Origin of the sequence: Streptomyces sp. NPDC093111 (genome assembly GCF_040683955.1) — a bacterium.
Taxonomy (GTDB): domain Bacteria; phylum Actinomycetota; class Actinomycetes; order Streptomycetales; family Streptomycetaceae; genus Streptomyces.
In genome coordinates this window covers 322615-343019 of record NZ_JBFBNW010000002.1, presented here as the reverse complement: position 1 = coordinate 343019, position 20405 = coordinate 322615, and the positions used below count along the sequence as shown (strand labels likewise).

Genomic DNA, 20405 nt, shown 5'->3' with positions numbered 1-20405 from the left:
GGTCGGGCTGTGCGGCGCTCCCGCCGTGCGGCGGGGCGGTCGGGCGTTGCGGTCCGGGCGGGCGGCAGTCCGGCCGTGCGTCGGTCCGGTGCGGCGGGGCGGCCCGTCCGCTGGTCCGGTCGATCCGCCAGGCCGCCAGGCCGCCGCGGAAACCGTCCGACCGTGGCACGCGTCCCCCTACGGGGGTGACGGATGAGGAAGACCCTGTCGTACCTCGGCGCCGTGCTCGTACCCGTCGGCGCCGGGATCCTGCTGCACCTGTGGGCGGGCTGGAGCATGCACAGCCCCGTCCGCCTCCCGGCCGCGCTCGCGCTGCTCGCCGGGCTCGGCCTGGCCGTCGGCGCCCTGTTCGCGCACAATGCCCTCTTCCGCGAGGGCGGCACCGCCGCCATCGTCGCGGCGCTGCTGCTCCTGGCGGGCCTGGGGTCGGTGTGGGTGGAGGCCCGGGACTCCCGGATCCGCGCCGAGGTCGTCGAGTGCCTGGTGTCGGGCCCGACCACGGTCACGCACCACCCGACCTTCGGCGAGGGCGCCCCCGCCGAGAAGACGCTGTACCACCACCCGCTGAGCTGCCCGGGCGGCTACCCGTCGGAGTTCGCCGCCGAACGCGCGGTCGCGGAACAAGGGAAGACGGTGCGCCTCGCCTACGACCCCGCGCACCGGATGGACCCGATCCTGGAGAGCGACAACGTGGCGCACGGCTCGCTGGTGCTGCCGTCGGTCCTGCTGCTGCTCAGCGCGGCCCTGTCGGTCCTGGCGCTCGCGGCGGAGGACCGGGACGAGCCGGTCTAGCCGTCCTGGCCGGTCAGCGCCATGAGGCCGGCGGCGGTGGGCCGAAAGCCGCACTCCTCGTAGAACCGCGTGAGGTGCGGCTCGAAGTCCACGTGCAGCCAGTGCGCGCCGCGCTCCCGCGCCGCGTCGGCGGCGGCCCGCACCAGCGCCACGCCGAGCCCCTTGCGGCGCTCGTCGGGATGGACGGTGGTGTCGAGCACGAAGGCGTGCGCGCCCCCGTCACCGACCACGTTCACGTACCCGACGAGCCGCCCGTCCCGCCGCGCGGTGACGTGGAGCAGCCGCCGGGCGAACATCGGCCCGAAGTCGGTGTCGTGGTGGCCGGGCCAGGAGGCGTGGAAGAGCGTGTTCAGCTCGGCGCCGGAAAGCTCGGCGTCGACGACCAGGACGGGCCCGTCCGAGCGGCCGGCGGCGGCACCGTCGGCGCGTACGGAATCGGCACCGTCGAGGCGTACGGGACCGACGCCCCCTGCACGTACCGGATCGGCATCCCCGTCCCCCGCACGTACGGGATCGACATCCCCCGTCCCCGCCGCCTGCGGGGTCACATCGCCCCTGCGCCCGCGCCCGGGGTGACGCTCAGCGACATCGGGACGGTGCGCAGGGCGACCGAGCCGTACGGGGTGCGGAGCCGGAGCCAGGGGCCGGCGGCGAGCAGGGTGACCGGGAGGTCCCGGTCGGGCAGGTCGGGCAGGAAGCCGAGCGACTGGGCCGCGTGGACGGCGCGCAGCGGGAGCCCGGCGGGGGCGAGCGTGCGGGACCAGATCTCGCGGCCGATGCGGTCGCGCTCGGCCCGGGTGCGCCGCTCCTCGTCGAGGGCCTCGTCGCGGGAGCGGAACTCGGCGATCGCGGCGGCGACCGCGCCCCGCAAGTCGGCGACGGACGGGACACCGGCGACCGGTGCCCAGCCGGTGCGGGGCGGCAGGACGCCGGCCCACGGCGGGCCGGTGACGGCGTCGGGGACGACCGCCTTGCCCGCCGACTCCTCGATGCCTTCGAGGAGTTCGCCCGCGGAGACGGTCACGTCCAGGTCGACGACGTCGACCAGGCGTGCCGTACGGATCGCGAGCACCTCGAAGGAGGGCGGGCGCCCGAAAACGGCGAGCGCGCCGGCGCCGGCCTGGAGGCGGACGGCGGCGGCGCGGTCGTAGTGCAGCAGCCGGCGCAGGAAGGCGGCGAGGCCCGCCGCCTCCCTGGCGTCGGCGAAATGCAGGGGCGCGAGGGCGATCATGCGGCGGACGTCATCCCGTCGTCGACGTACTCCTGGAGGAACGAACGCTCCTCCTCGGTGATCCGGCGCGGCCGCTGGGCCTCCAGGTCGAAGGGCACGACGACGGTCGAGGCCCGGACGTACGTGACGTCCGGATCCTTGATCTCGTACGCGATCGTCAGCGACGCCGCGCCGATCTTCGTGACCCAGGACTCGATGGTCACCGGCGTGTGCCGGTGGACCAGCGGGCGCAGGTAGTCGATCTCGTGCCGGGCCACGACGGACCCGCCGGAGAAGGACGGGCTCCCGTCCCCCGGCGCCAGACGGAACATGAAGTCGATCCGCGCCTCTTCCAGGTACCGCAGGAAGACGACGTTGTTGACGTGCCCGAAGGCGTCCATGTCCGACCAGCGCAGGGGGCAGGGGTAGAGGTGTCTCGCCATGGCGTCCGTCAGCCCCGGGTGAGCTTCTTGTACGTGGCGCGGTGCGGACGGGTCGCGTCCGGGCCGAGCCGCTCGACCTTGTTCTTCTCGTACGACTCGAAGTTGCCCTCGAACCAGAACCACTTGGAGTCGCCCTCGTAGGCGAGGATGTGGGTGGCCACCCGGTCCAGGAACCAGCGGTCGTGGGAGACGACCACGGCGCAGCCGGGGAACTCGAGCAGCGCGTTCTCCAGGCTGCTCAGGGTCTCGACGTCGAGGTCGTTGGTCGGCTCGTCGAGGAGCAGCAGGTTGCCGCCCTGCTTGAGGGTGAGCGCGAGGTTGAGGCGGTTGCGCTCACCGCCGGAGAGCACGCCGGCCGGCTTCTGCTGGTCCGGGCCCTTGAAGCCGAACGCGGAGACGTAGGCGCGGGACGGCATCTCGACCTGGCCGACGTTGATGTAGTCCAGCTCGTCGGAGACGACGGCCCACAGCGTCTTCTTGGGGTCGATGTTGGCGCGGGTCTGGTCGACGTACGAGATCTTGACGGTCTCGCCGACCTTGATCTCACCGGCGTCCGGCGTCTCCAGGCCCTGGAGCATCTTGAAGAGGGTGGTCTTGCCGGCGCCGTTGGGGCCGATGATGCCGACGATGCCGTTACGGGGCAGGGTGAAGCTCAGGTCGTCGATGAGGACCTTCTCGCCGAAGGCCTTGGAGAGGTTGTTGACCTCGACGACGATGGAGCCCAGGCGCGGGCCCGGCGGGATCTGGATCTCCTCGAAGTCCAGCTTCCGCATCTTGTCGGCCTCGGCGGCCATCTCCTCGTAGCGCGCCAGACGCGCCTTGGACTTGGCCTGACGCCCCTTGGCGTTGGACCGCACCCACTCGAGCTCTTCCTTGAGGCGCTTGGCGCGCTTCTCGTCCTTCTTGCCCTCGACCTTGAGCCGCTCGGACTTCTTGGTGAGGTAGGTCGAGTAGTTGCCCTCGTAGGGGATCGCGCGGCCGCGGTCGAGCTCGAGGATCCACTCGGCGACGTTGTCGAGGAAGTACCGGTCGTGGGTGATGGCCACGACGGTGCCCTTGTACTGGGCCAGGTGCTGCTCCAGCCAGTTCACGGACTCGGCGTCGAGGTGGTTGGTGGGCTCGTCGAGGAGCAGCAGGTCGGGCGCCTCGAGGAGCAGCTTGCAGAGGGCGACGCGGCGCTTCTCACCACCGGAGAGGTTGTTGACCGGCCAGTCGGCGGGCGGGCAGCCCAGCGCGTCCATGGCCTGCTCCAGCTGGGCGTCCAGGTCCCACGCGTTGGCGTGGTCCAGGTCCTCCTGGAGCTTGCCCATCTCCTCCAGCAGCGCGTCGGAGTAGTCGGTCGCCATGAGCTCGGCGATCTCGTTGAACCGGTTGAGCTTGCCCTTGACCTCGGCGACGCCGTCCTCGACGTTCTCCAGGACCGTCTTGGACTCGTCCAGCTTCGGCTCCTGCATGAGGATGCCGACGGAGTAGCCGGGGGCCAGGAACGCGTCACCGTTGGAGGGCTGCTCCAGACCGGCCATGATCTTCAGCACGGTGGACTTACCGGCACCGTTCGGGCCGACCACACCGATCTTCGCACCGGGCAGGAAGCTCAGCGTCACGTCATCGAGGATGACCTTGTCGCCGTGCGCCTTGCGCGTCTTGCGCATGGTGTAGATGTACTCAGCCAAGAGAAACCGTCCGGCAAGGAGTGAGTGGGCAGATACACCCCATCTTGCCTGACCGCCACCCTCTGACGGAAACCCGTTCCGCCGCACCGCCGTGACCTGGCCCTTCGAACACCCCCTCGTGCGACCGCTCCGTCACCGGCCGTCGCCGACGGTCACCGGTGGCCGGTGCGCCCGCACAGCCCGCACAACAGGAAGGCCCCGTCGCGCGGTACGCGGCGGGGCCTTCCGTCAGGTCACCCGATGGGTGACCGTCGTGTCCTACTGACCAGCGGCCTTCTTCTTGCGGAGGAAGAACACCGCGCCGCCGCCGACCACGACGAGCGCGGCGGCAACGCCGGCGATCATCGGGGTGGCGCTGGAGCCACCGGTCTCGGCGAGGTCGCCACCACCGGTGGTGGAGCCGGTGGTGCCGGCGCCGCCGGTGGCCGGGCTCTCAGAGGGGGACGGGGTGCCGGAGGGGGTCTCGGACGGCGTCGGGCCGGGGGTGGCCGTCTTGCAGTCGAGAACACCCTTGAACGTCTTGGAGAAGTCGTTCGGGCCCGTGATGGTGAAGTCGTACGCCGTGTCCTCGGCGACCGGGACGGTGATGGTCTTGGACTCACCCGGGGCGATCTTGTACTGCACGCCCTTCAGGTCGAAGGTCCAGTCCTCGTCACCCTCGTTGGACGCGGTGATGTCGAGGCCGCCCTTGGCGCAGTTCTTCTCGGCCGAGACGGCCGGGATCGCGCCCTTCTTGGCCCAGGTGCCGGTGGCCTTGGCGGCGACCGTCGAGGTGCTGGTGCCAGCCAGGATCAGGGTCTGGCTCTTGATCTTGGTCGAGACGAAGGCACGGCCGATCGGGACCGTGGTGTCAGCCTTGACGCTCAGCTCGGCCGAGCCGTCGGGGGTACCCGCGGGCACGTCGAAGAAGACCTTGCTGCCGTTGGCGACGTCGGAGACGACCTTGCCGTCCTTGTCGACGATCTTCACGCCGGCCGGGGCGCCCGGGGTCAGGGAGACGACGGCCTTCTCGGCGTTGGTGCTGACCGTGATCGGACCGAGGCGCTCGCCGACCTTGCCGGCGACGGAGGACGGCGACAGGCTCAGGGAAGCCTTGGGCTCCTCGAGGTTCTGCGCCTCCTTCTCCAGGTACTCGGTCAGCTTCCGGGCCTCGACGTCGACGGGCTTGGCCTCGACGGCGTCGGAGAAGTGCCAGATCGCGGCCTGCGTCGCAGCGGCGGCCGTCTTCGCGGTCAGGCTCTTGGCGCCGACCTTCGCGGCCAGCGCGGTGAGGTCGTTGACCTGCGGGTAGGAGTTCTGCAGGATCCAGCGGATCTTGCCGGCGTCCTTGTTGTTGTGCAGGGAGGAGGCGTCCCAGCCGACCTCCTTGTACTCCTCGCCCTTGATCGCGTTCGTGCGGAAGTCGATGCAGTAGGTCTGGATGGACCCACCGGGCTTGACGTCCATCTGGAAGAGACCGGCCGCGGAGGTCCCTTCCTTGCCCTCGACCGTCACGCGGTCCCAGACGGTGAGGTTGCCGAGCGTCGCGGTGGCACCACCGGTGCCGAGATCAGCCCCGTCGGCCATCGCCGGACCGGCGATCGCTATGGTCCCGGCCGCGACGAGGCCGGAGACCAGAGTCGCGGCGGCAAGGCGGGCAACGCCGCGCCTCTGTACAGAAAACATGGATTTCCCCTCCGGGCAGGCGGCTCCGCGTCATCGAGCGATACGCGTGGGGGGAGCACCTGCCAGCACACTCACTGACCCACTGAAAGCAAGCGCCTCATGAGTACTCGGGAATCCTAGGTAAGCGGAACCCCCCGGTGTCCACTCGTGCCATCTGATAACCATACCGACTCGAAATCGTTATCAGGCCCCGGAAGTTGACATGGAAACCGCTGGTCACGGTATCGACATATCCCCACAACGCAAGGTCAGGACGCGGTTACGAGATCAGCCGAAACCCCCTCAACCACGGCCTCCAGAGAGGGCTCCAGCGCCGGATCCACGGCCGGCTCCGGGGTCTGCCACAGATCGACCGGGGCTGTTTGCGGAATCTTTGATTCCGCCAGGGAAGCGTCGGGATTCTGGCGGACTGTCCGGCGGAAGGCCGCCGTGCCGCGGGTCAGATCGTGGCCCACGGACACCGCGTCGATGTCCACGAAGGTCTTCCGTTGCCCCTCGCGCTCCTCCTCACGCACCTTCAGCCGGCCGTGTACCACCAATGGTTCGCCCACCGAGACGGAAGCCGCCACATTCATGCCCAGCGAGCGCCACGCGGAGACCGAATAGAAGCTGGTCGGACCGTCCGTCCAGAGCCCCCGCTCCCGGTCCCAGCGACGCGCCGTCACCGCGAAGCGGAACCTGGCCACCCCGCCCGTCACCGTCTCCCGGTACTCCACATTGGTCGCCACGTTGCCGACCAGCGTCACCGTCGTCTCGTTCATGTCCCGCACCTCTCCCCCGTACCGTCCGGCCGTGCGCCGGCCACGAGATCCATGGTGGCTCCCGGCGAAGAAACCCGCTGAGACCTGTGGATAAGGGGCGAGTTGGGGATAACTCCGTCACTCGGATGGGGACGGGCGGGGATGGATGCGGACGGGGACGGGGGTGGGGATGGGAGTGGGAATGGGCAAGGGACGGGTCGTCGAGGGTGGCGCGGGTCGAGCCCGGGCAGTGCTACCGCGCCCTCGCCACGCCCGCGCTCCGCGTCGGTCCCAGCCGCGTCGCCCCGATCCGCGTCCCGCCGATCCGCGCCGCCACCCGTGTCGCGCCCGACGCCGTCACGTACTGCTCGCGCACCTCCCGGTACCGCATCAGCTCCGCGGCGATGGGGTCGAGGACCCGGGCCCTGCCGCACGCCGCCGCCGCCTCGCGCAGGCGGCGTTCGGCGTCCTGGCCGTAGCGCCGGGCGGGGCCCCGTACCGCCGCCGCGCAGGCCCACTCGACCAGCGGGCCGCCGACGATCCCGGCGACCATGATCAGTACGGGCGGCCACAGCAACGGCTCCACCACGCCGACGATCTGGGCCACCAGCCACAGCGCGCCGAAGATCTGCAGGAACGTCATCACCACCTGCGCGAACACCGCGGCCGGCCACCACGCCGGGCGCGGCGGCCGGGCCGCCGGGTCGCCCATGGAGACGGTCAGTTCGTCCAGGGCCTCCGGCAGCCCGGCGGCGCCCCGCAGCGCCGCCTCGCGCACGGCGTGCGCCCACGGTCCGGGTAGTCCCCGCGATGCCTCGTCGGAGACGACCCGTACCGCCTGCTCCACGCGCTGGCGGGCGGTCAGCTCGTCCTCGACCGGGTTCTCCAGGCGCGGGTCGGTACTGCCGTGCGCGCGGACCCGCTCGTACCAGCGGTACAGCCGCAGCCACGGCGTGCCGCAGGCCCGGATGGCGCCGCGCCGCCAGACGCGTTCGGCGGCCTCGCCCGCGGCCTGGGCGCCGACGGCGAGCGCGAGGCGGTCGGCGAACTCCTCCCGGGCCCGCTCCCCCAGACCGGGCCGGCCGTCCGCCACGTACACCGGCCGCAGCCGGGTCGCGGCGGCGTCCACGTCGGCGGACAGGCGCCGTTCGGGCGCGGTGCGGTCCTGCACGAACCGCCCGAGGAGCTCGCGCAGTTCCGGTACGCCGTCCCCGGTGAGCGCGGACAGGGCGAGGACGGTCGCGCCGGGCTCGCCGTGCTCCCCCAGGGCCATGCCGTCCTCGTCGAGGAGCCGGCGAAGGTCGTCGAGGACGAGGTCGGCGGCCTCGGTGCCGAGCCGGTCGGTCTGGTTGAGGACGACGAAGGTGATCTCGGCGTGCCCGGAGAGCGGCCGCAGATAGCGCTCGTGCAGGGCGGCGTCCGCGTACTTCTCGGGGTCCACGACCCAGATCACCGCGTCCACGAGCCCGAGCAGCCGGTCGACCTGGTCGCGGTGGGCGGTGACGGCCGAGTCGTGGTCGGGCAGGTCGATGAGGACGAGGCCCTGGAGTTCGGCGTCGGCCGCACCGCCCGCGAGCGGCCTGCGGCGCAACCGCCCGGGGATGCCGAGGCGGTCGAGCAGCCCCGCGGCGCCCTCGGACCAGCTGAGGGCGATCGGCGCGGAGGTGGTGGGGCGGCGCAGTCCGGTGTCGGAGACGGGTACGCCGGCGAGCGCGTTGAAGAGGGTGGACTTGCCGCTGCCGGTGGCCCCGGCGATGGCGACGACGGTATGGCGCGCGGAGAGCCGCTGCCGGGCGGCGGCCTCGTCGAGCACCCGTCCGGCCTCGGCGAGGGCCTCGTTCTCGACCCGGGTACGGGAGAGGCCGACGAGTTCGTGGAGGGCGTCGAGCCGGGTGCGCAGGGTGCCGCCGTAGACCCCGCCGAGCGACGGGAGCCCGTCGGCGTCGTCGGCGTCGTCGGCGCTGCCGCGCATCGCGCCGGCGCTCTCCGCGCCCTTGGGGGCGGCCCGTTCGGCGGCCCGGCGCGCGATGAGCCCGTCGTCCCAGCGGGAGCGCCCCGGTGCGCGCTCCCCCTCCGTTTCCGCATCCGCATCCGCGGCACGGAGCCCACCACCCGCCCCTTCCACCTCTACGTCTCCACTTCTACCTCCACCTCCACCGCTGTCTCCCACCCCGCCGGGCACCCCATCACCGACTCCACTCGCCGCTCCACTCCCTGCATCGGTCACTGCGTCACTTCTCCTTCTGCAGTACGGAGAGCGCGGCGATCAGCTCGGCCTGCGGCTCGGGGGTCACGTCGAGGGCTTCGAGGGGTGCGAGGCGCCGGTCGCGTTCGGTGTGCAGGGCGCGGTCGAGGTACGTGCGGAGCAGTTCGCCGCCCTTGTCGCGGAGGAGCAGGGCGCCCTGGGCGCCGAGGAGTTCGGCGAGGCGGTCGCCGGCGGCGCGGGTGCGGCGGCCGCCGAGGAGGACGGCGGCGAGGAGGGCGGTGAGGGTCTCGTTGTCGGGCGCCGCGGCGGTGGCGCCGCGCCCCCGGCCGAAGGCCCGTCCCGAGCCGCGCCCGGAGCCGCGCCCCGAGCCCCGTCCGGAGCCGCGGACGGTGGCCGGGCGCTCCATCCCGCGGACCTCCTCCTCGACCGTCTCCTCCAGGACGCGCCGCCAGCGCCGTACGGTCATGGCGATCCGCTCGCCGGCGTCCTTGCCGGGGCCCGTCCGGTCGCAGGGGCCGGTCCGGTCGCCGGGGGCGAGTGCGCCGGCGGCGGGTTCGCGGCGCCAGGTGTCGCGCACCCGTTCGTCGGCGGCGGCGACGGCGCACTGGACGAGGGCGGAGAGGGATTCGGCGAGGGCGTCGAGGAGTTCCTCGGCGGTGCTGTCGCGGGGGTAGCCGCGCCAGCGGGTGCGGGCGTCGCCGGCCAGGACGGCGCCGCGGCGCACCTGTTCGCGGACCCGCTGCCCCTGCTCCCCGTAGGCGCCCTCGACGGCGCCGCCGAGGCGTACGGCCGCCGCGTACTGGGCGGCGACGGCGCCGGCGAGTTCGGGCATGCGGGTGTCGAGGGAGTCGATGACGCCGGCGGCGGTTCGGGCGACGGCCTGCTGGCGGGCGGCCGGGTCCTGGGCGCAGTGGGCGAGCCAGCCGCGCAGCGGGGCGACGGCGGTGTCGGGGAGGAGGCCGCTGCCGCCGCCGGTGGACTCGGGGAGCTCGGGGATGGTGAACCGGGGCAGGTCGCTCAGCCCGGCCTTGTCGAGGAGGGCCCCGTACTGGCGGGCGACCTCGCCGATGACCTGGTGGGGGACGCGGTCGAGGACGGTGACGAGGGTGGCGTCGTACTCCTTCGCCGTACGGAGCAGGTGCCAGGGGACGGCGTCGGCGTAGCGGGAGGCGGTGGTGACCATGACCCAGATGTCGGCGGCGCACATCAACTCGGCGGCCAGGAGCCGGTTCTCGACGACGAGGGAGTCGATGTCGGGGGCGTCGAGGAGGGCGAGGCCGCGGGGCAGGGTGGCGGCGGTCTCGACGCGGAGGGAGTTCTCCTCCTCGGGTTCCTCGCGCTCCTCGATGGGGCGCTCCTCGTCCTGCTGGGGCAGCCAGACGCGGGTCAGCTGGGGCAGTACGCGCATGCCGGCGAACCAGTGGTGGTCCTCGGGGTGGCAGACCAGGACGGGCGTACGGGTGGTCGGCCGCAACACCCCGGCCTCGCTGACGCGGCGCCCCACCAGCGAGTTGACGAGCGTGGACTTGCCGGCCCCGGTGGAGCCGCCGACGACGGCGAGCAGCGGGGCGTCGGGATCTCTGAGACGGGGCACCAGATAGTCGTCGAGCTGGGCGAGCAGCTCGGCACGGGTCTGACGGGCCCGGGGTGCGCCCGGAAGGGGGAGGGGAAGACGCACGGCGGCGACACGGTCGCGCAGGGCGGAGAGTGCGTCGATCAGCTGAGGCCGTTCGTCCAAGGTCACCACATGTGAAGAATGCCCAATTTTGGAGTCTTTTTGAAGCGTATGGGGACCCTACGCGCCGACCGAACGGATGTAGCCGGGAGACCTCAGGCATAACGAGTGCACAACACCCGGCCCGAGTGGCGCGAAAAGCGCTGCGCGAATCGCACCTGCCTGCGATTATCGGACCGCTTCACCGAACCTCCACATCGTGGCACGCAGGTGAAGCAACCGGGCCAGGGGGATCGGAGCCCTATCCTTGTCCCGTCAGGCCACACCCGCCCCACCCGCGGCCCCCGGCCCACCACCGGGCCGCCGTCGGCCCCCGTAGCTCAGCGGATAGAGCAGGTGCCTTCTAAGCACTTGGCCGCAGGTTCGAGTCCTGCCGGGGGCGCATAGTTCAGGACCCTCCTTCGGGAGGGTCTTTTTGCTGGTCGGGGGCGGTTTTCGGTCGGCGGCGAGGAGATCGGGAGGAGCACCCCACTGGCTGGATCCGTCCGGCTGAATCCGGTCAGAGGCGGCCTCTGGCGGCTGGATTTCCCGAAACCTCCCGAAGTTTCGAAAGGTTCGGCCGACGCCTGCCAGCCGAAGCGACCGGGGCGCGGGTCGGCATCGCGAACGAGCGGCGGCACCTCCTCCAGCGAGATGCCGGCGGAAAGCCCGGGGGCAAGAGCGGCGAGGTGCGGGCGGTCGATGTCGCGTACCCACACTTGGCACCGCACAGCCTGTTGGGGCTCGTACATGAGGAGAGCGTCGCGGGCGGGCGGCCACATCCGCCAGCCGGCGGACGAGAGGAACACGTCCACCTGGTCGGCGAGAGACTCGTCGTCACCGGCCAGATGACCACCCACGTGCTGCACGCCATGCTCAGCCGCATCGAAGCCCTCACCGGCCGCGACGCCCTCGACTACCACGACACCGAACGCCGCCTCCTCGAAGAACTCACCACCCTCCTCGGCACCCGCCCCCAGGACGCCCCCGCCACCCTCCGCAAGCGCCTCGACTCCCTCGCCTCCGCCGAACGGGAACTCATCCGCCCCCGCGAGACCGAGCTACGAGACCGCGCCCAGCAGCTCGCCACCACCGCCCGCGTCGTCACCGGCGGCCGAATCGTCACCAAGAAGCTGACCGGCCTCACCCCCGACAACTCCGCACGCTCGCCCAGCACACCGCCGGTCTCCTCGACACCGGCCACGCCGTGGTCGTCCTCGGCACCGAGCACGACGGCAAGGCCCTCCTGGCCGCCGCCATCACCCCCAGCCTCCACGACACCGGCACCGAAGCCAGCCACATCCTCATCCCGGCCGGCCGCACAGTCGGCGGCGGAACCGGCGGCAAGGGCCCCATCGCCAGAGCCGGCGGCCGGCGCGTACAGGCCCTCGACGAAGTCCTCACCATCGCTACCCGGGACGCCGCACGCGTGCTCGGCGAGTAACCACCCGGATGGCCGGTGCCACCACACGTGGCACCGGCCATCCGGTCACCGCCCCTGTCCGCCCGGCGCCAGATCCTTCACGAGCCCACGCTCTCGTAGTTCGTCACGCCCCACCGCCAGGATCCGACCGGCGCATAGCCGCGCCTGCGGTACCAAGCGACCAGTTCCACGGCCTCGACCGACGTATCGATCACCACCTGCGGCGCCCCAAGTGCAGCGATACGTTTCTCCGCCAACGCCATCAATTGCCGCCCGAGCCCCCTGCCTCGCAACGCCGGATCCACCGCGAGCTGCCAGAAGAACCCCGCACCCACCGGAGCGGGACACTCCTCCGGCACCCGGGTCTCAGCTGCCACCGTCACTGACCCCACGAGCTCCGGACCACGGAGCGCGAGCCAGCACTCGCCTCCAGCCACACGGTGCGCCGTGTCTTGCACCGACTGGTACGAGGCAAAGAAGACCCGACCGGCCTCAGCGTGGTCGGCGTACGAGCGATGCAACAAGGTCGTCAGCTGCTCGACCGAATCGCCATCGCCGAGACGCCTCACCACGACATCCCCGATCAGCACGTCGTTGTCCAGAGCTCTCGGGGGCCGTCGGACCACGGTCCGATGCGGCGCTGGCGGGACGATCGGATCGTGCTCCGACGCGGAGAGCACCGCCCGGGCGCCGGGATCGTTCACGCTTCTTCGTTCCCGGAACGGTGACAGGCGGTGTCGGAGGATCGGGCCCGTGCTTCCGAAATGCTGCACTCAGGGTGAGTCGATATCTATGACCGCGGGCCGAGAATTTACCGAGCCCCGCAGGGAGAGTTTTTACCGCAACGCACAGAGAGCGATTGGTCTGCACGCAGAAGCCGCCGCGACCTGCTACTGTCGATATCAGTTGCAGTTTTGGTACCCAAAGACTTCAAGCGTCTCCAGGCGGCCCTCCGCCGCACAGGAGCGCTTTTTATTTCCGGTCATTTTCCGGGCAGGGCATCATCGCGGCGACACGGCATCCGTAAAGTGCGGATGCCGGTGTACTGCCCAAAGGAGATATGACATGGCTGCTGGCACCGTGAAGTGGTTCAACGCGGAAAAGGGCTTCGGCTTCATCGAGCAGGACGGTGGCGGCCCCGACGTGTTCGCCCACTACTCGAACATTGCCGCCCAGGGCTTCCGCGAGCTGCAGGAAGGCCAGAAGGTCACCTTCGACATCGCGCAGGGCCAGAAGGGCCCGACGGCCGAGAACATCGTTCCCGCCTGAAGCTGACGCGTAGTTCGTAGCTGGGGCCCGCATCCCTCGGGGTGCGGGCCCCAGCTACAGGCATTTTCGGCAGCGGTTTCATCCGCGGGACGACCGCCGACCTCCGCCGCCCACGGACCCCTCCAGGGACGCCTGCCGCTTCGGACCTGCTCCCCCCTCCGCCGCCCTGGATCTCGACGTTCGCTCGACGTCGCTCCGTTTCAGATTTCAGCGCCTGCGCCTGCGCCGATACAGATTCCATGCGGGCGAGATTCGCTTTCGCATTCCCTTCGGCCCGTTCTTTCGGTTCCCCGCGCCGCTCCACCGCTGCGGGAATTCCTTGATGACGTGCCGCATCAAGGAAGGTTCTGAATGAACCCCACACGTACGAATGGCCGTTCCTCCCACAGCCGCCGCCGCACCGGCGGCTCCGCTTTCGGCTCCGCTGCCGCTCCCGTCCGGGCCGGTCGCTTCGGTTCGTCCGCCCCCAGCCGTGCGGGAGACCCGAGCCGCTCGGGCGGCCGCGGCCGTCGACCCGCCGCGGTGCAGGGAGAGTTCGCCCTCCCCAAGACGATCACGCCCTCGCTGCCCGCCGTCGAGGCGTTCGGCGAACTCGACATGCCCAGGGAGCTCCTGGCCGCGCTCACCGCGCAGGGCGTGTCCGTGCCGTTCCCGATCCAGGGCGCGACCCTGCCGAACTCCCTCGTGGGCCGTGACGTGCTGGGCCGCGGCCGGACCGGCTCCGGCAAGACCCTCGCCTTCGGCCTGGCCCTCCTGGCCCGCACCGCCGGGCAGCGGGCCGAGCCCCGCCGGCCGATCGCCCTCGTCCTCGTCCCCACCCGCGAGTTGGCCCAGCAGGTGACCGACGCCCTCACGCCGTACGCCCGCGCCGTCAGGCTGCGCCTGGCGACCGTGGTCGGCGGCATGCCCATCGGGCGCCAGGCCGGCGCCCTGCGCGGCGGTGCCGAGGTCGTCGTCGCCACCCCCGGGCGCCTCAAGGACCTCATCGACCGAGGCGACTGCGGGCTGAACCAGGTCGCGATCACGGTCCTGGACGAGGCCGACCAGATGGCCGACATGGGCTTCATGCCCCAGGTCACCGCCCTCCTGGACCAGGTACGCCCCGAGGGCCAGCGGATGCTGTTCTCCGCCACCCTGGACCGCAACGTCGACCTCCTGGTCCGCCGCTACCTCACCGACCCCGTCGTCCACTCCGTCGACCCCTCCCAGGGCGCGGTCACCACGATGGAACACCACCTCCTGCACGTGCACGGCGCCGACAAGCACCGGGTGACGACGGAGATCGCGGCGCGCGAGGGCAGGGTGATCATGTTCCTGGACACCAAGCACGCCGTGGACCGGCTCACCCAGGACCTCCTCGACAGCGGAGTCCGCGCCGCGGGGCTCCACGGCGGCAAGTCCCAGCCCCAGCGCACCCGCGCTCTCGCCCAGTTCAAGACGGGCCACGTCACCGTCCTGGTGGCCACGAACGTCGCCGCCCGTGGCATCCACATCGACAACCTCGACCTCGTCGTCAACGTGGACCCGCCGACCGACCACAAGGACTACCTCCACCGCGGCGGCCGCACCGCCCGCGCGGGCGAGTCCGGCAGCGTCGTCACCCTGGTCACCGCCAACCAGCGGCGCGGCCTGACCCGCCTCATGGCCACCGCCGGCATCGTGCCCCGGACCACCCAGGTCCGCTCCGGCGAGGAAGTGCTCCACCGGATCACCGGCGCCCGGACCCCCTCCGGCGTCCCGGTCACCATCACCGCGCCGGCGGCCGAGCAGCGTAAGCGCGGCCCGGTGTCCCGCGGGCGACGTAGCGCCGCCGCGGCGGCCCGCCGCGTGAGCCCGCGGCGGTCCGGCGCGTGAGCCCGCGGCGGTCCGCACGCCACGTGAACAGGAATCCGACCCATCTCCGCAGGAGGCATTTTGACGCTGGCCCAGACGCAGCCCCGCTCGGCGAACGCCACCCCCGTGGACGGGAAGGTGGCCGACGCCACGGAAACGGCCGCACCGCGAGTCGGTGACGACATGACCGTGGAAGTGGCCCTGTCCGTCGTGATCAGCGCCCGCGCGGGGCATCTGCTCATCTGTGACGACGACGGTGTGTGTACGCGGCTGGTCACCCGGGCCCAGCTCGGCGCCGTCCGTGACAGCAGCACATACACGGACCGCATCCGGCTGCGCGACATCCCTGGCGACCGCGGCCGGAATCCATGAAGAGCCCCTGAGTGCCATGACCCGGATCGGCTTCACCTGCCGCGGGCTTCCCGACGCCGACGCACCCGGCCTCAGCCCGGTCCAGCAGGCATCCGCGCTGCTCGGCACCCCGGTCGCCGTCTGACCGGCGGGACCTGCGCGAGCCGCCACCGAAACAGCCGCGAGGGCCCGACCTGCACACGTGCCGGTCGGGCCCTCCCGCGTCCCGACGGGTTTCCCCGGCGGAGCTGCGACAAAGGACTACCTCCCCTCCCGACACGCAAAAATCTATCTCGGTCAGAGTAGACATTGAGTGGTGGCGTGATTATGGTTTCTCTCGTAGCCCAGAGAGACAAGAGGGCCTGGCAGAGATGAACTGCCGGGCAGTAGCACCCGCAAGTGCAGTTGGCAGGGCGGTGCGGTGGTGGAGTTCCGAAGCCAGGATTGTCAGCAGGACGGCGACGGGACTGACGACCGCACCGGGTGGCCCGCAGTGATCAGGGGCCGCCGTGAACGGGACCGCTGTCATAGCAGTCGTGGTACCCGTATGCGCAGTATCAGCAGTACGCAGTCCCCGTTGGGAAGCAGTTGATCACCGAGGGAAGAACGGAGGGGCCGAGCGCCATCAGGATCGCCCGGGCGGAACTCTTGAGCCCGGGTACCGCAGGACATCGATAGTGAGGTGGTCTCCGGTCAAGCAATCGCGATCCCCGCGTGCCCGACAGCGTCTCGGTCGGGTCGGCGGAAACAGAAGGCCGGTGCAGTATCAGGACCGGCAGATGGTGTAGTAGTTCCTTCGGGGCCCTGGTGCCAGTACGGCGCCAGGGCCCCTCCACGCGTTCACCAGAGAGGTGCAAGTGACAGCAGACGACTCCTTCGACCGTCTCGACGACGACGACTACCCCGCCTACACGATGGGCCGGGCCGCCGAGATGGTCGGCACCACCCAGGGATTCCTGCGCGCCCTCGGTGAAGCGCGCCTCATCACTCCGCTCCGCTCCGGCGGCGGCCACCGCCGCTACTCCCGCTACCAGCTGCGCATCGCCGCCCGCGCCCGGGAGCTGGTCGACCAGGGCACCCCCATCGAGGCCGCCTGCCGCATCATCATCCTCGAAGACCAGCTCGAAGAGGCCCAGCGCATCAACGCCGAGTACCGCCGCGCCGCCGAATCATCCCCGCCGCCGGCCTCGGAGTGAGTCGAGTGAGCCCGTCGATACCGCGCAGCCCTGCTTCGATACGGGTTCCTGCCGTCCTCTCTTGAACGGCGCCCCGGGTCGGCCGCTTGGGGCTCGTCACCGTCCAGCGCGGCTCACCCGGTGGGCCGGTGGCCATGGCCGGCTCATCCGTGCTGGTGTCGACGCAGATCGCCTCCAGCCCACCGATCCTGTGGCCCCGCGTGTCCACGACCACGCGGGTTCGCCACTCACGGATGTCCGCCATCCGGATCATGCCGACTCCTTGCGGTCGGTCACCGCTTCGGGGGTGATGAGGACGGTGGCGTCTCCGACGGGGTATGGAGCCGAGACGCACAACATCGGCGTCGACGACCACACGAGCCGGGACCTCCTCCCAGGCATCCGTGTCCAGGCCGACGCGCGTGAGGGGGCCGAGGTGTGTGGTGAGCGCCCGGACCAGGGCGGGCAGTTCGGTCGCGACGTATTGAAGTGGATCGAGCACGCTCACGTGTGACGATCCGGAAGGGCGGCCTCGGCGGAGTGAATGCGCTGGGGCCGTTGTGACGACCGCCGCCATGAGGTCCCCGGCGGGCGGTGTCATGTCGCCGCCCGGTGCTGGTGACCCACCTCGCGCGCGAGGTCCAGTCCGAGGACACGGTCGAGCAGGGCGAACGTCTCGAACTTGGCACCGGCCGGTACGTCGGCGCGCGTCACCACGGTGGCCAGCATGTCCAGGACGGCGGGAACGCCGAGATCATCGGCAAGCACGTCCCGGGCGTGCCGCAGCACATCGGCAGGGATCGGCCGGGACGGCTCCTGTGCCCAGTCGGCCACCAGCTGCCGCCAGTCCCCCAGCGTCCGCCGGGCCTCTTCGAGCGCCGTACTGGTGACGACGACCGGCGTGCGGTAGGCGTGGCCCAGCATCAACATCCGCACAGCCAGCGGATCGGTCCCCTCCGGAGCGACGGCCTCCAAGAGCCCTGGGGACGGGAGGTGGGCACGGTCCGCGACGCCCCCCTCCCCCGATGCCGGGCCGACCTGGCCCACGTCGATACGGACCCCGCCGACCGCGTCCTGTGCCGCGGTCCCGTACGCGTGGACGTGAACGTCGGCAGCGGCGCAGAGCGCTCCGTTCGGATGGTGAACACCGACGGTATCGGGCGGGTGGACGCCAAGAGCGGACAGGGCGCGATCAAGCGCCTCGGCCTGCTCGGGCGGCAGGCCCGGCACGGTACGAAACGTGCGGGACTGCAGGCCGTGCAGCTCCGCCGTACGCGCCAGCACGTCACCGACCAGGACCGCCCGCAGGTACCCCAGACCGAACCCGACGTCGCCGGCCGGCAGGTGGACGCAGATGCTCAGCAGATGACGGCGTACGGAAGGAATCTCCACGGGACGGCCGGTACGGGTGTCGACGATACGCAGCATGATGCGGAGGCTAGCCGTGGAAACCTCCGACACCCGGGAGGACCTGACCAGGCGCCCGACATCGGCAAGGCATCGGGCAAGAACGTGCCCCCTCCGTGCCCTCAGCGGCGGGAGGGGAGACAGAGGGCGGTTCTAGCGGGCGCCCCAGCCCAGGTCCGTCGGGATGTCGGTGCCCAGGCCGCCGGGGCGGCCCGGGTACAGGCGGGCTGTGCCGTTGTCCCAGAGGGCGAGGGTGTCCGGGAGGCCGTCGGCGGTCAGGTCGCCGACGCCTGTCATGGTCCGCACGATGCCCCAGCCGGTCGAGAGCTGGCTCCGGGCGCCGAGGCCACCGGTGGTTCCCGGGTACAGCCACAGCGTTCCGGCGCCGTCCACGGCGAGGACGTCCGGCCGGGTGTCGCCGGTCAGGTCGCCCGCGCCCGTCACGAGGCGCATCGAGTCCCAGGACGTTCCGATCTGCTTGCTCGCGCCCAGGCCACCGGTCCGGCCCGCGTAGAGGTGGGCCGTGCCGTCGTTCCATACGGCCATGAGGTCGGGGATGCCGTCGCCGGTGAGGTCGCCGACGCCTGTCATCGTGCGCACGATGCCCCAGCCGGTCGAGAGCTGACTCCGGGCGCCCAGGCCACCGGTGGTTCCCGGGTACAGCCACAGCGTTCCGGCGCCGTCCACGGCGAGGACGTCCGGCCGGGTGTCGCCGGTCAGGTCGCCCGCGCCGGCCAGCAGCCGGATCGAGTCCCAGCCGGTCCCGATGGACTTCCGGCCGGCCACACCGCCGGCCGCCCCCGAGTACAGGGCGAGGTTGCCGTTGCCTTCGCCGGCCGTCGGCGAGGCCTTGGGCCGGACCGCGATCACGTCGGGGAGACCGTCGCCCGTCAGGTCGCCGCCGAGGCCCGTGAGCGAGCGCAGCGGGAGTTCGGGGCGGGGCCACGGGATGCTGAAGACGGCGCGGTCCGAGGTCGATTCGTTGAGCGACCAGAGTTCGTCGGTGGCCGGCCAGTAGGCGACGTTCTCGTTGTTGACGCCCGTACGGGTCCACAGGCGCACCGGCTCCCCCGGCCACGCGTGGTAGAGGCAGCTGGGGATGTTCGTGCCCCCTTCGACGAACTCCGGGCAGGGCGCGGAGACGACGAACCTGCCGCGGTTCATGGCCACGCCCTGCGCGCCGCTGACCGTGGAGGTGAACGCGGCGGTCGGGCGGGTGGCGACCTCGGTGCCGATCACGTTCCCGTCGCCGTCCTTGACGGGTTCGGCCGTGGTGCGGGGCAGGCCCGTCGCGGGGTCGAGCGGCCAGCGCACGATCACCGACGGATCGAGGAACTTCTGCTGCTGCCCGCTGCCCACCCCGTTGATCTCGGTCGTGACCAGCGCGGGCTCGCCCCCGCTGAGGTCGAGCGAAGCGCCCGCGAAGCAGGGCGGCTTGGGGCCGCCCCGGTCCGCCGGAGTGGACGTCCCGCAGTCGCCCGGGTCGTCCTCCAGGTACTGGAGCTGGTCGACCTGCGGCAGGGCGTACTCGTACCCCGCCGCGTAGTACTTGCCGCCCGAGGCGCCGACGCCGGTCCCGCTCGGGTCCGTACGCCAGAACCGTTCGAGGTCGAACAGAGCCATGCCGGAGGCCGTGGACACGTAGAGGCGGTTCTTGTACCAGGTCACGGAATCCGCGTGGCCCGTCAGCCCCGTATAGCCCGCCGCCCCGGTCGTGGGGGTGACCAGGAGCACGTGCCGGTAGCGCATCGCCGCCGGATCGGTGACATCGGCGAGGGTGACGCGGATCGGGCCCCCACCGGACTTGTACCAACTCGAGACCACGATCCGCCGGCCGCCCACGAGTTGGGCGTTCTCCGGCGCCTCGCCGGAACCCGTCAGGCCCTGCGGCACGTGGACCAAGGTGCCGCTGTCCTCGCCGGCTTCCCAGCAGAAGCCCTTGGCCCCCGCCGCGCCGACCGGCTGGCACAGCGGGCGCGCGACCCTCGGCATGCCCACGACGACCTGGCCGATGCCGGCCTTCGGGACGCCCCTTCCGGCGTTCTCCACGGCGGCGATGTCCTGCGCGAACCGCGTCCGGCGCTCCGGCCGGACGCCGTCCGCCGATTCGGTCAGGGCCATCTTCCAGGTCGGGTCGACCGGCCTGGGCGTGATCGTCGCGGCGACGACCTCCCCGTTCGGCACGGTCGCCGCCGCGGCCTGCTGCGGCAGCACCGCCACCATCAGCAGAGCCGCCGTCACATATCCCGTGGCACGACCGCCACGCCCCCACCTCGGCATCGGCATGCGACACCCCTCCTTTTTCCCTTGCCCGAACGAGCCCCGCACATTAACCCGGCGCCGGAGTGGGGCTTTCAGCCGACCGGCATGGCCCATCCGCCGCCGCTCGGCCGCCCGGCGCAAGAGCCGTCCCCCGTGCGAAGGCGAGGGAACGTTTCCTTCCTTACGGCGGGGGTGACGGGCCCAGGATGATCGCCGCGCCCCGGTCCGGTCGCCCGGGGGAA

Annotated in this window: 16 protein-coding genes, 1 tRNA gene and 3 pseudogenes; 7 read left to right on the top strand and 13 right to left on the bottom strand. The window is 71.5% G+C overall.

Translation table 11 applies throughout. The annotated features are described in order from the left end of the window. Window positions 1–192 precede the first annotated feature (192 nt). Window positions 193–792, top strand: a complete 600-nt coding sequence (locus AB0Q96_RS03975; protein WP_365321432.1) for a hypothetical protein — start codon at window positions 193–195, stop codon at window positions 790–792. Here the strand turns inward: AB0Q96_RS03975 and AB0Q96_RS03970 are convergent. From AB0Q96_RS03970 to AB0Q96_RS03935, 8 genes are all read right to left on the bottom strand, one after another. After that, complete coding sequence (locus AB0Q96_RS03970; RefSeq protein ID WP_365321678.1) at window positions 789–1178, bottom strand: GNAT family N-acetyltransferase; 390 nt, start codon at window positions 1176–1178, stop codon at window positions 789–791. The genes AB0Q96_RS03975 and AB0Q96_RS03970 overlap by 4 nt on opposite strands. A 158-nt stretch (window positions 1179–1336) precedes the next feature. Further along, the gene (locus tag AB0Q96_RS03965) at window positions 1337–2023 is read right to left on the bottom strand and encodes a hypothetical protein (RefSeq protein ID WP_365321431.1); all 687 of its coding nucleotides are present in this window, start codon (window positions 2021–2023) and stop codon (window positions 1337–1339) included. Continuing rightward, window positions 2020–2445 (bottom strand): thioesterase family protein, encoded by a 426-nt coding sequence (locus tag AB0Q96_RS03960; RefSeq protein ID WP_365321429.1) that lies wholly within the window; start codon window positions 2443–2445, stop codon window positions 2020–2022. Before AB0Q96_RS03960 ends, AB0Q96_RS03965 begins: the two co-directional genes overlap by 4 nt. An 8-nt stretch (window positions 2446–2453) precedes the next feature. Continuing rightward, a complete protein-coding gene (gene ettA, locus AB0Q96_RS03955; RefSeq protein ID WP_365321428.1) occupies window positions 2454–4118 on the bottom strand; it encodes an energy-dependent translational throttle protein EttA in 1665 nt (554 codons plus the stop codon). A 258-nt stretch (window positions 4119–4376) separates the two neighbouring features. After that, entirely contained in the window at window positions 4377–5783 is a 1407-nt protein-coding gene (locus AB0Q96_RS03950; protein WP_365321427.1) for an LAETG motif-containing sortase-dependent surface protein, read from the bottom strand. Between the two features lie 248 nt (window positions 5784–6031). After that, a complete protein-coding gene (locus tag AB0Q96_RS03945; RefSeq protein WP_365321426.1) occupies window positions 6032–6544 on the bottom strand; it encodes a single-stranded DNA-binding protein in 513 nt (170 codons plus the stop codon). Window positions 6545–6776: 232 nt separating this feature from the next. Beyond that, window positions 6777–8552: a GTPase gene (locus AB0Q96_RS03940; protein WP_365321676.1), complete on the bottom strand. Its 1776-nt coding sequence runs from the start codon at window positions 8550–8552 to the stop codon at window positions 6777–6779. 202 nt (window positions 8553–8754) lie between these two features. Beyond that, window positions 8755–10467 carry a dynamin family protein gene (locus tag AB0Q96_RS03935; protein ID WP_365321425.1) on the bottom strand — a complete coding sequence of 571 codons (1713 nt, stop codon included), beginning with the start codon at window positions 10465–10467 and terminating at the stop codon, window positions 8755–8757. A 306-nt stretch (window positions 10468–10773) separates the two neighbouring features. Between AB0Q96_RS03935 and AB0Q96_RS03930 the strand changes: the two genes are divergently transcribed. Together AB0Q96_RS03930 and AB0Q96_RS03925 are read left to right on the top strand one after the other, a co-directional pair. After that, window positions 10774–10846 (top strand) — tRNA-Arg (locus AB0Q96_RS03930). Window positions 10847–11650: 804 nt separating this feature from the next. Then, entirely contained in the window at window positions 11651–11887 is a 237-nt protein-coding gene (locus AB0Q96_RS03925) for a hypothetical protein (protein WP_365321424.1), read from the top strand. A gap of 77 nt (window positions 11888–11964) precedes the next feature. Here AB0Q96_RS03925 and AB0Q96_RS03920 read toward each other — a convergent pair whose 3' ends face one another. Then, a complete protein-coding gene (locus AB0Q96_RS03920; protein WP_365321423.1) occupies window positions 11965–12570 on the bottom strand; it encodes an N-acetyltransferase in 606 nt (201 codons plus the stop codon). Window positions 12571–12931: 361 nt separating this feature from the next. Between AB0Q96_RS03920 and AB0Q96_RS03915 the strand changes: the two genes are divergently transcribed. The 4 genes and pseudogenes from AB0Q96_RS03915 to AB0Q96_RS03900 all read left to right on the top strand — a co-directional run bounded on the left by AB0Q96_RS03915 (window position 12932) and on the right by AB0Q96_RS03900 (window position 16515). Then, complete coding sequence (locus AB0Q96_RS03915; RefSeq protein WP_020133169.1) at window positions 12932–13135, top strand: cold-shock protein; 204 nt, start codon at window positions 12932–12934, stop codon at window positions 13133–13135. A gap of 351 nt (window positions 13136–13486) precedes the next feature. Further along, window positions 13487–14989 carry a DEAD/DEAH box helicase gene (locus tag AB0Q96_RS03910; protein WP_365321422.1) on the top strand — a complete coding sequence of 501 codons (1503 nt, stop codon included), beginning with the start codon at window positions 13487–13489 and terminating at the stop codon, window positions 14987–14989. A gap of 60 nt (window positions 14990–15049) precedes the next feature. Next, window positions 15050–15328: pseudogene (locus tag AB0Q96_RS03905) on the top strand (hypothetical protein); the annotation flags it as partial. Window positions 15329–16176: 848 nt separating this feature from the next. Continuing rightward, a complete protein-coding gene (locus tag AB0Q96_RS03900; RefSeq protein ID WP_055642605.1) occupies window positions 16177–16515 on the top strand; it encodes a MerR family transcriptional regulator in 339 nt (112 codons plus the stop codon). A 127-nt stretch (window positions 16516–16642) separates the two neighbouring features. Here the strand turns inward: AB0Q96_RS03900 and AB0Q96_RS03895 are convergent. The 4 genes and pseudogenes from AB0Q96_RS03895 to AB0Q96_RS03880 all read right to left on the bottom strand — a co-directional run. After that, window positions 16643–16768: pseudogene (locus AB0Q96_RS03895) on the bottom strand (PRC-barrel domain containing protein); the annotation flags it as partial. Between the two features lie 32 nt (window positions 16769–16800). Then, window positions 16801–16975, bottom strand: a pseudogene (locus tag AB0Q96_RS03890) (DUF5994 family protein); the annotation flags it as partial. A 116-nt stretch (window positions 16976–17091) separates the two neighbouring features. Next, window positions 17092–17922 carry a hypothetical protein gene (locus tag AB0Q96_RS03885; RefSeq protein WP_365321421.1) on the bottom strand — a complete coding sequence of 277 codons (831 nt, stop codon included), beginning with the start codon at window positions 17920–17922 and terminating at the stop codon, window positions 17092–17094. Between the two features lie 132 nt (window positions 17923–18054). Continuing rightward, the gene (locus AB0Q96_RS03880; RefSeq protein ID WP_365321420.1) at window positions 18055–20187 is read right to left on the bottom strand and encodes a VCBS repeat-containing protein; all 2133 of its coding nucleotides are present in this window, start codon (window positions 20185–20187) and stop codon (window positions 18055–18057) included. Window positions 20188–20405: the final 218 nt, after the last annotated feature.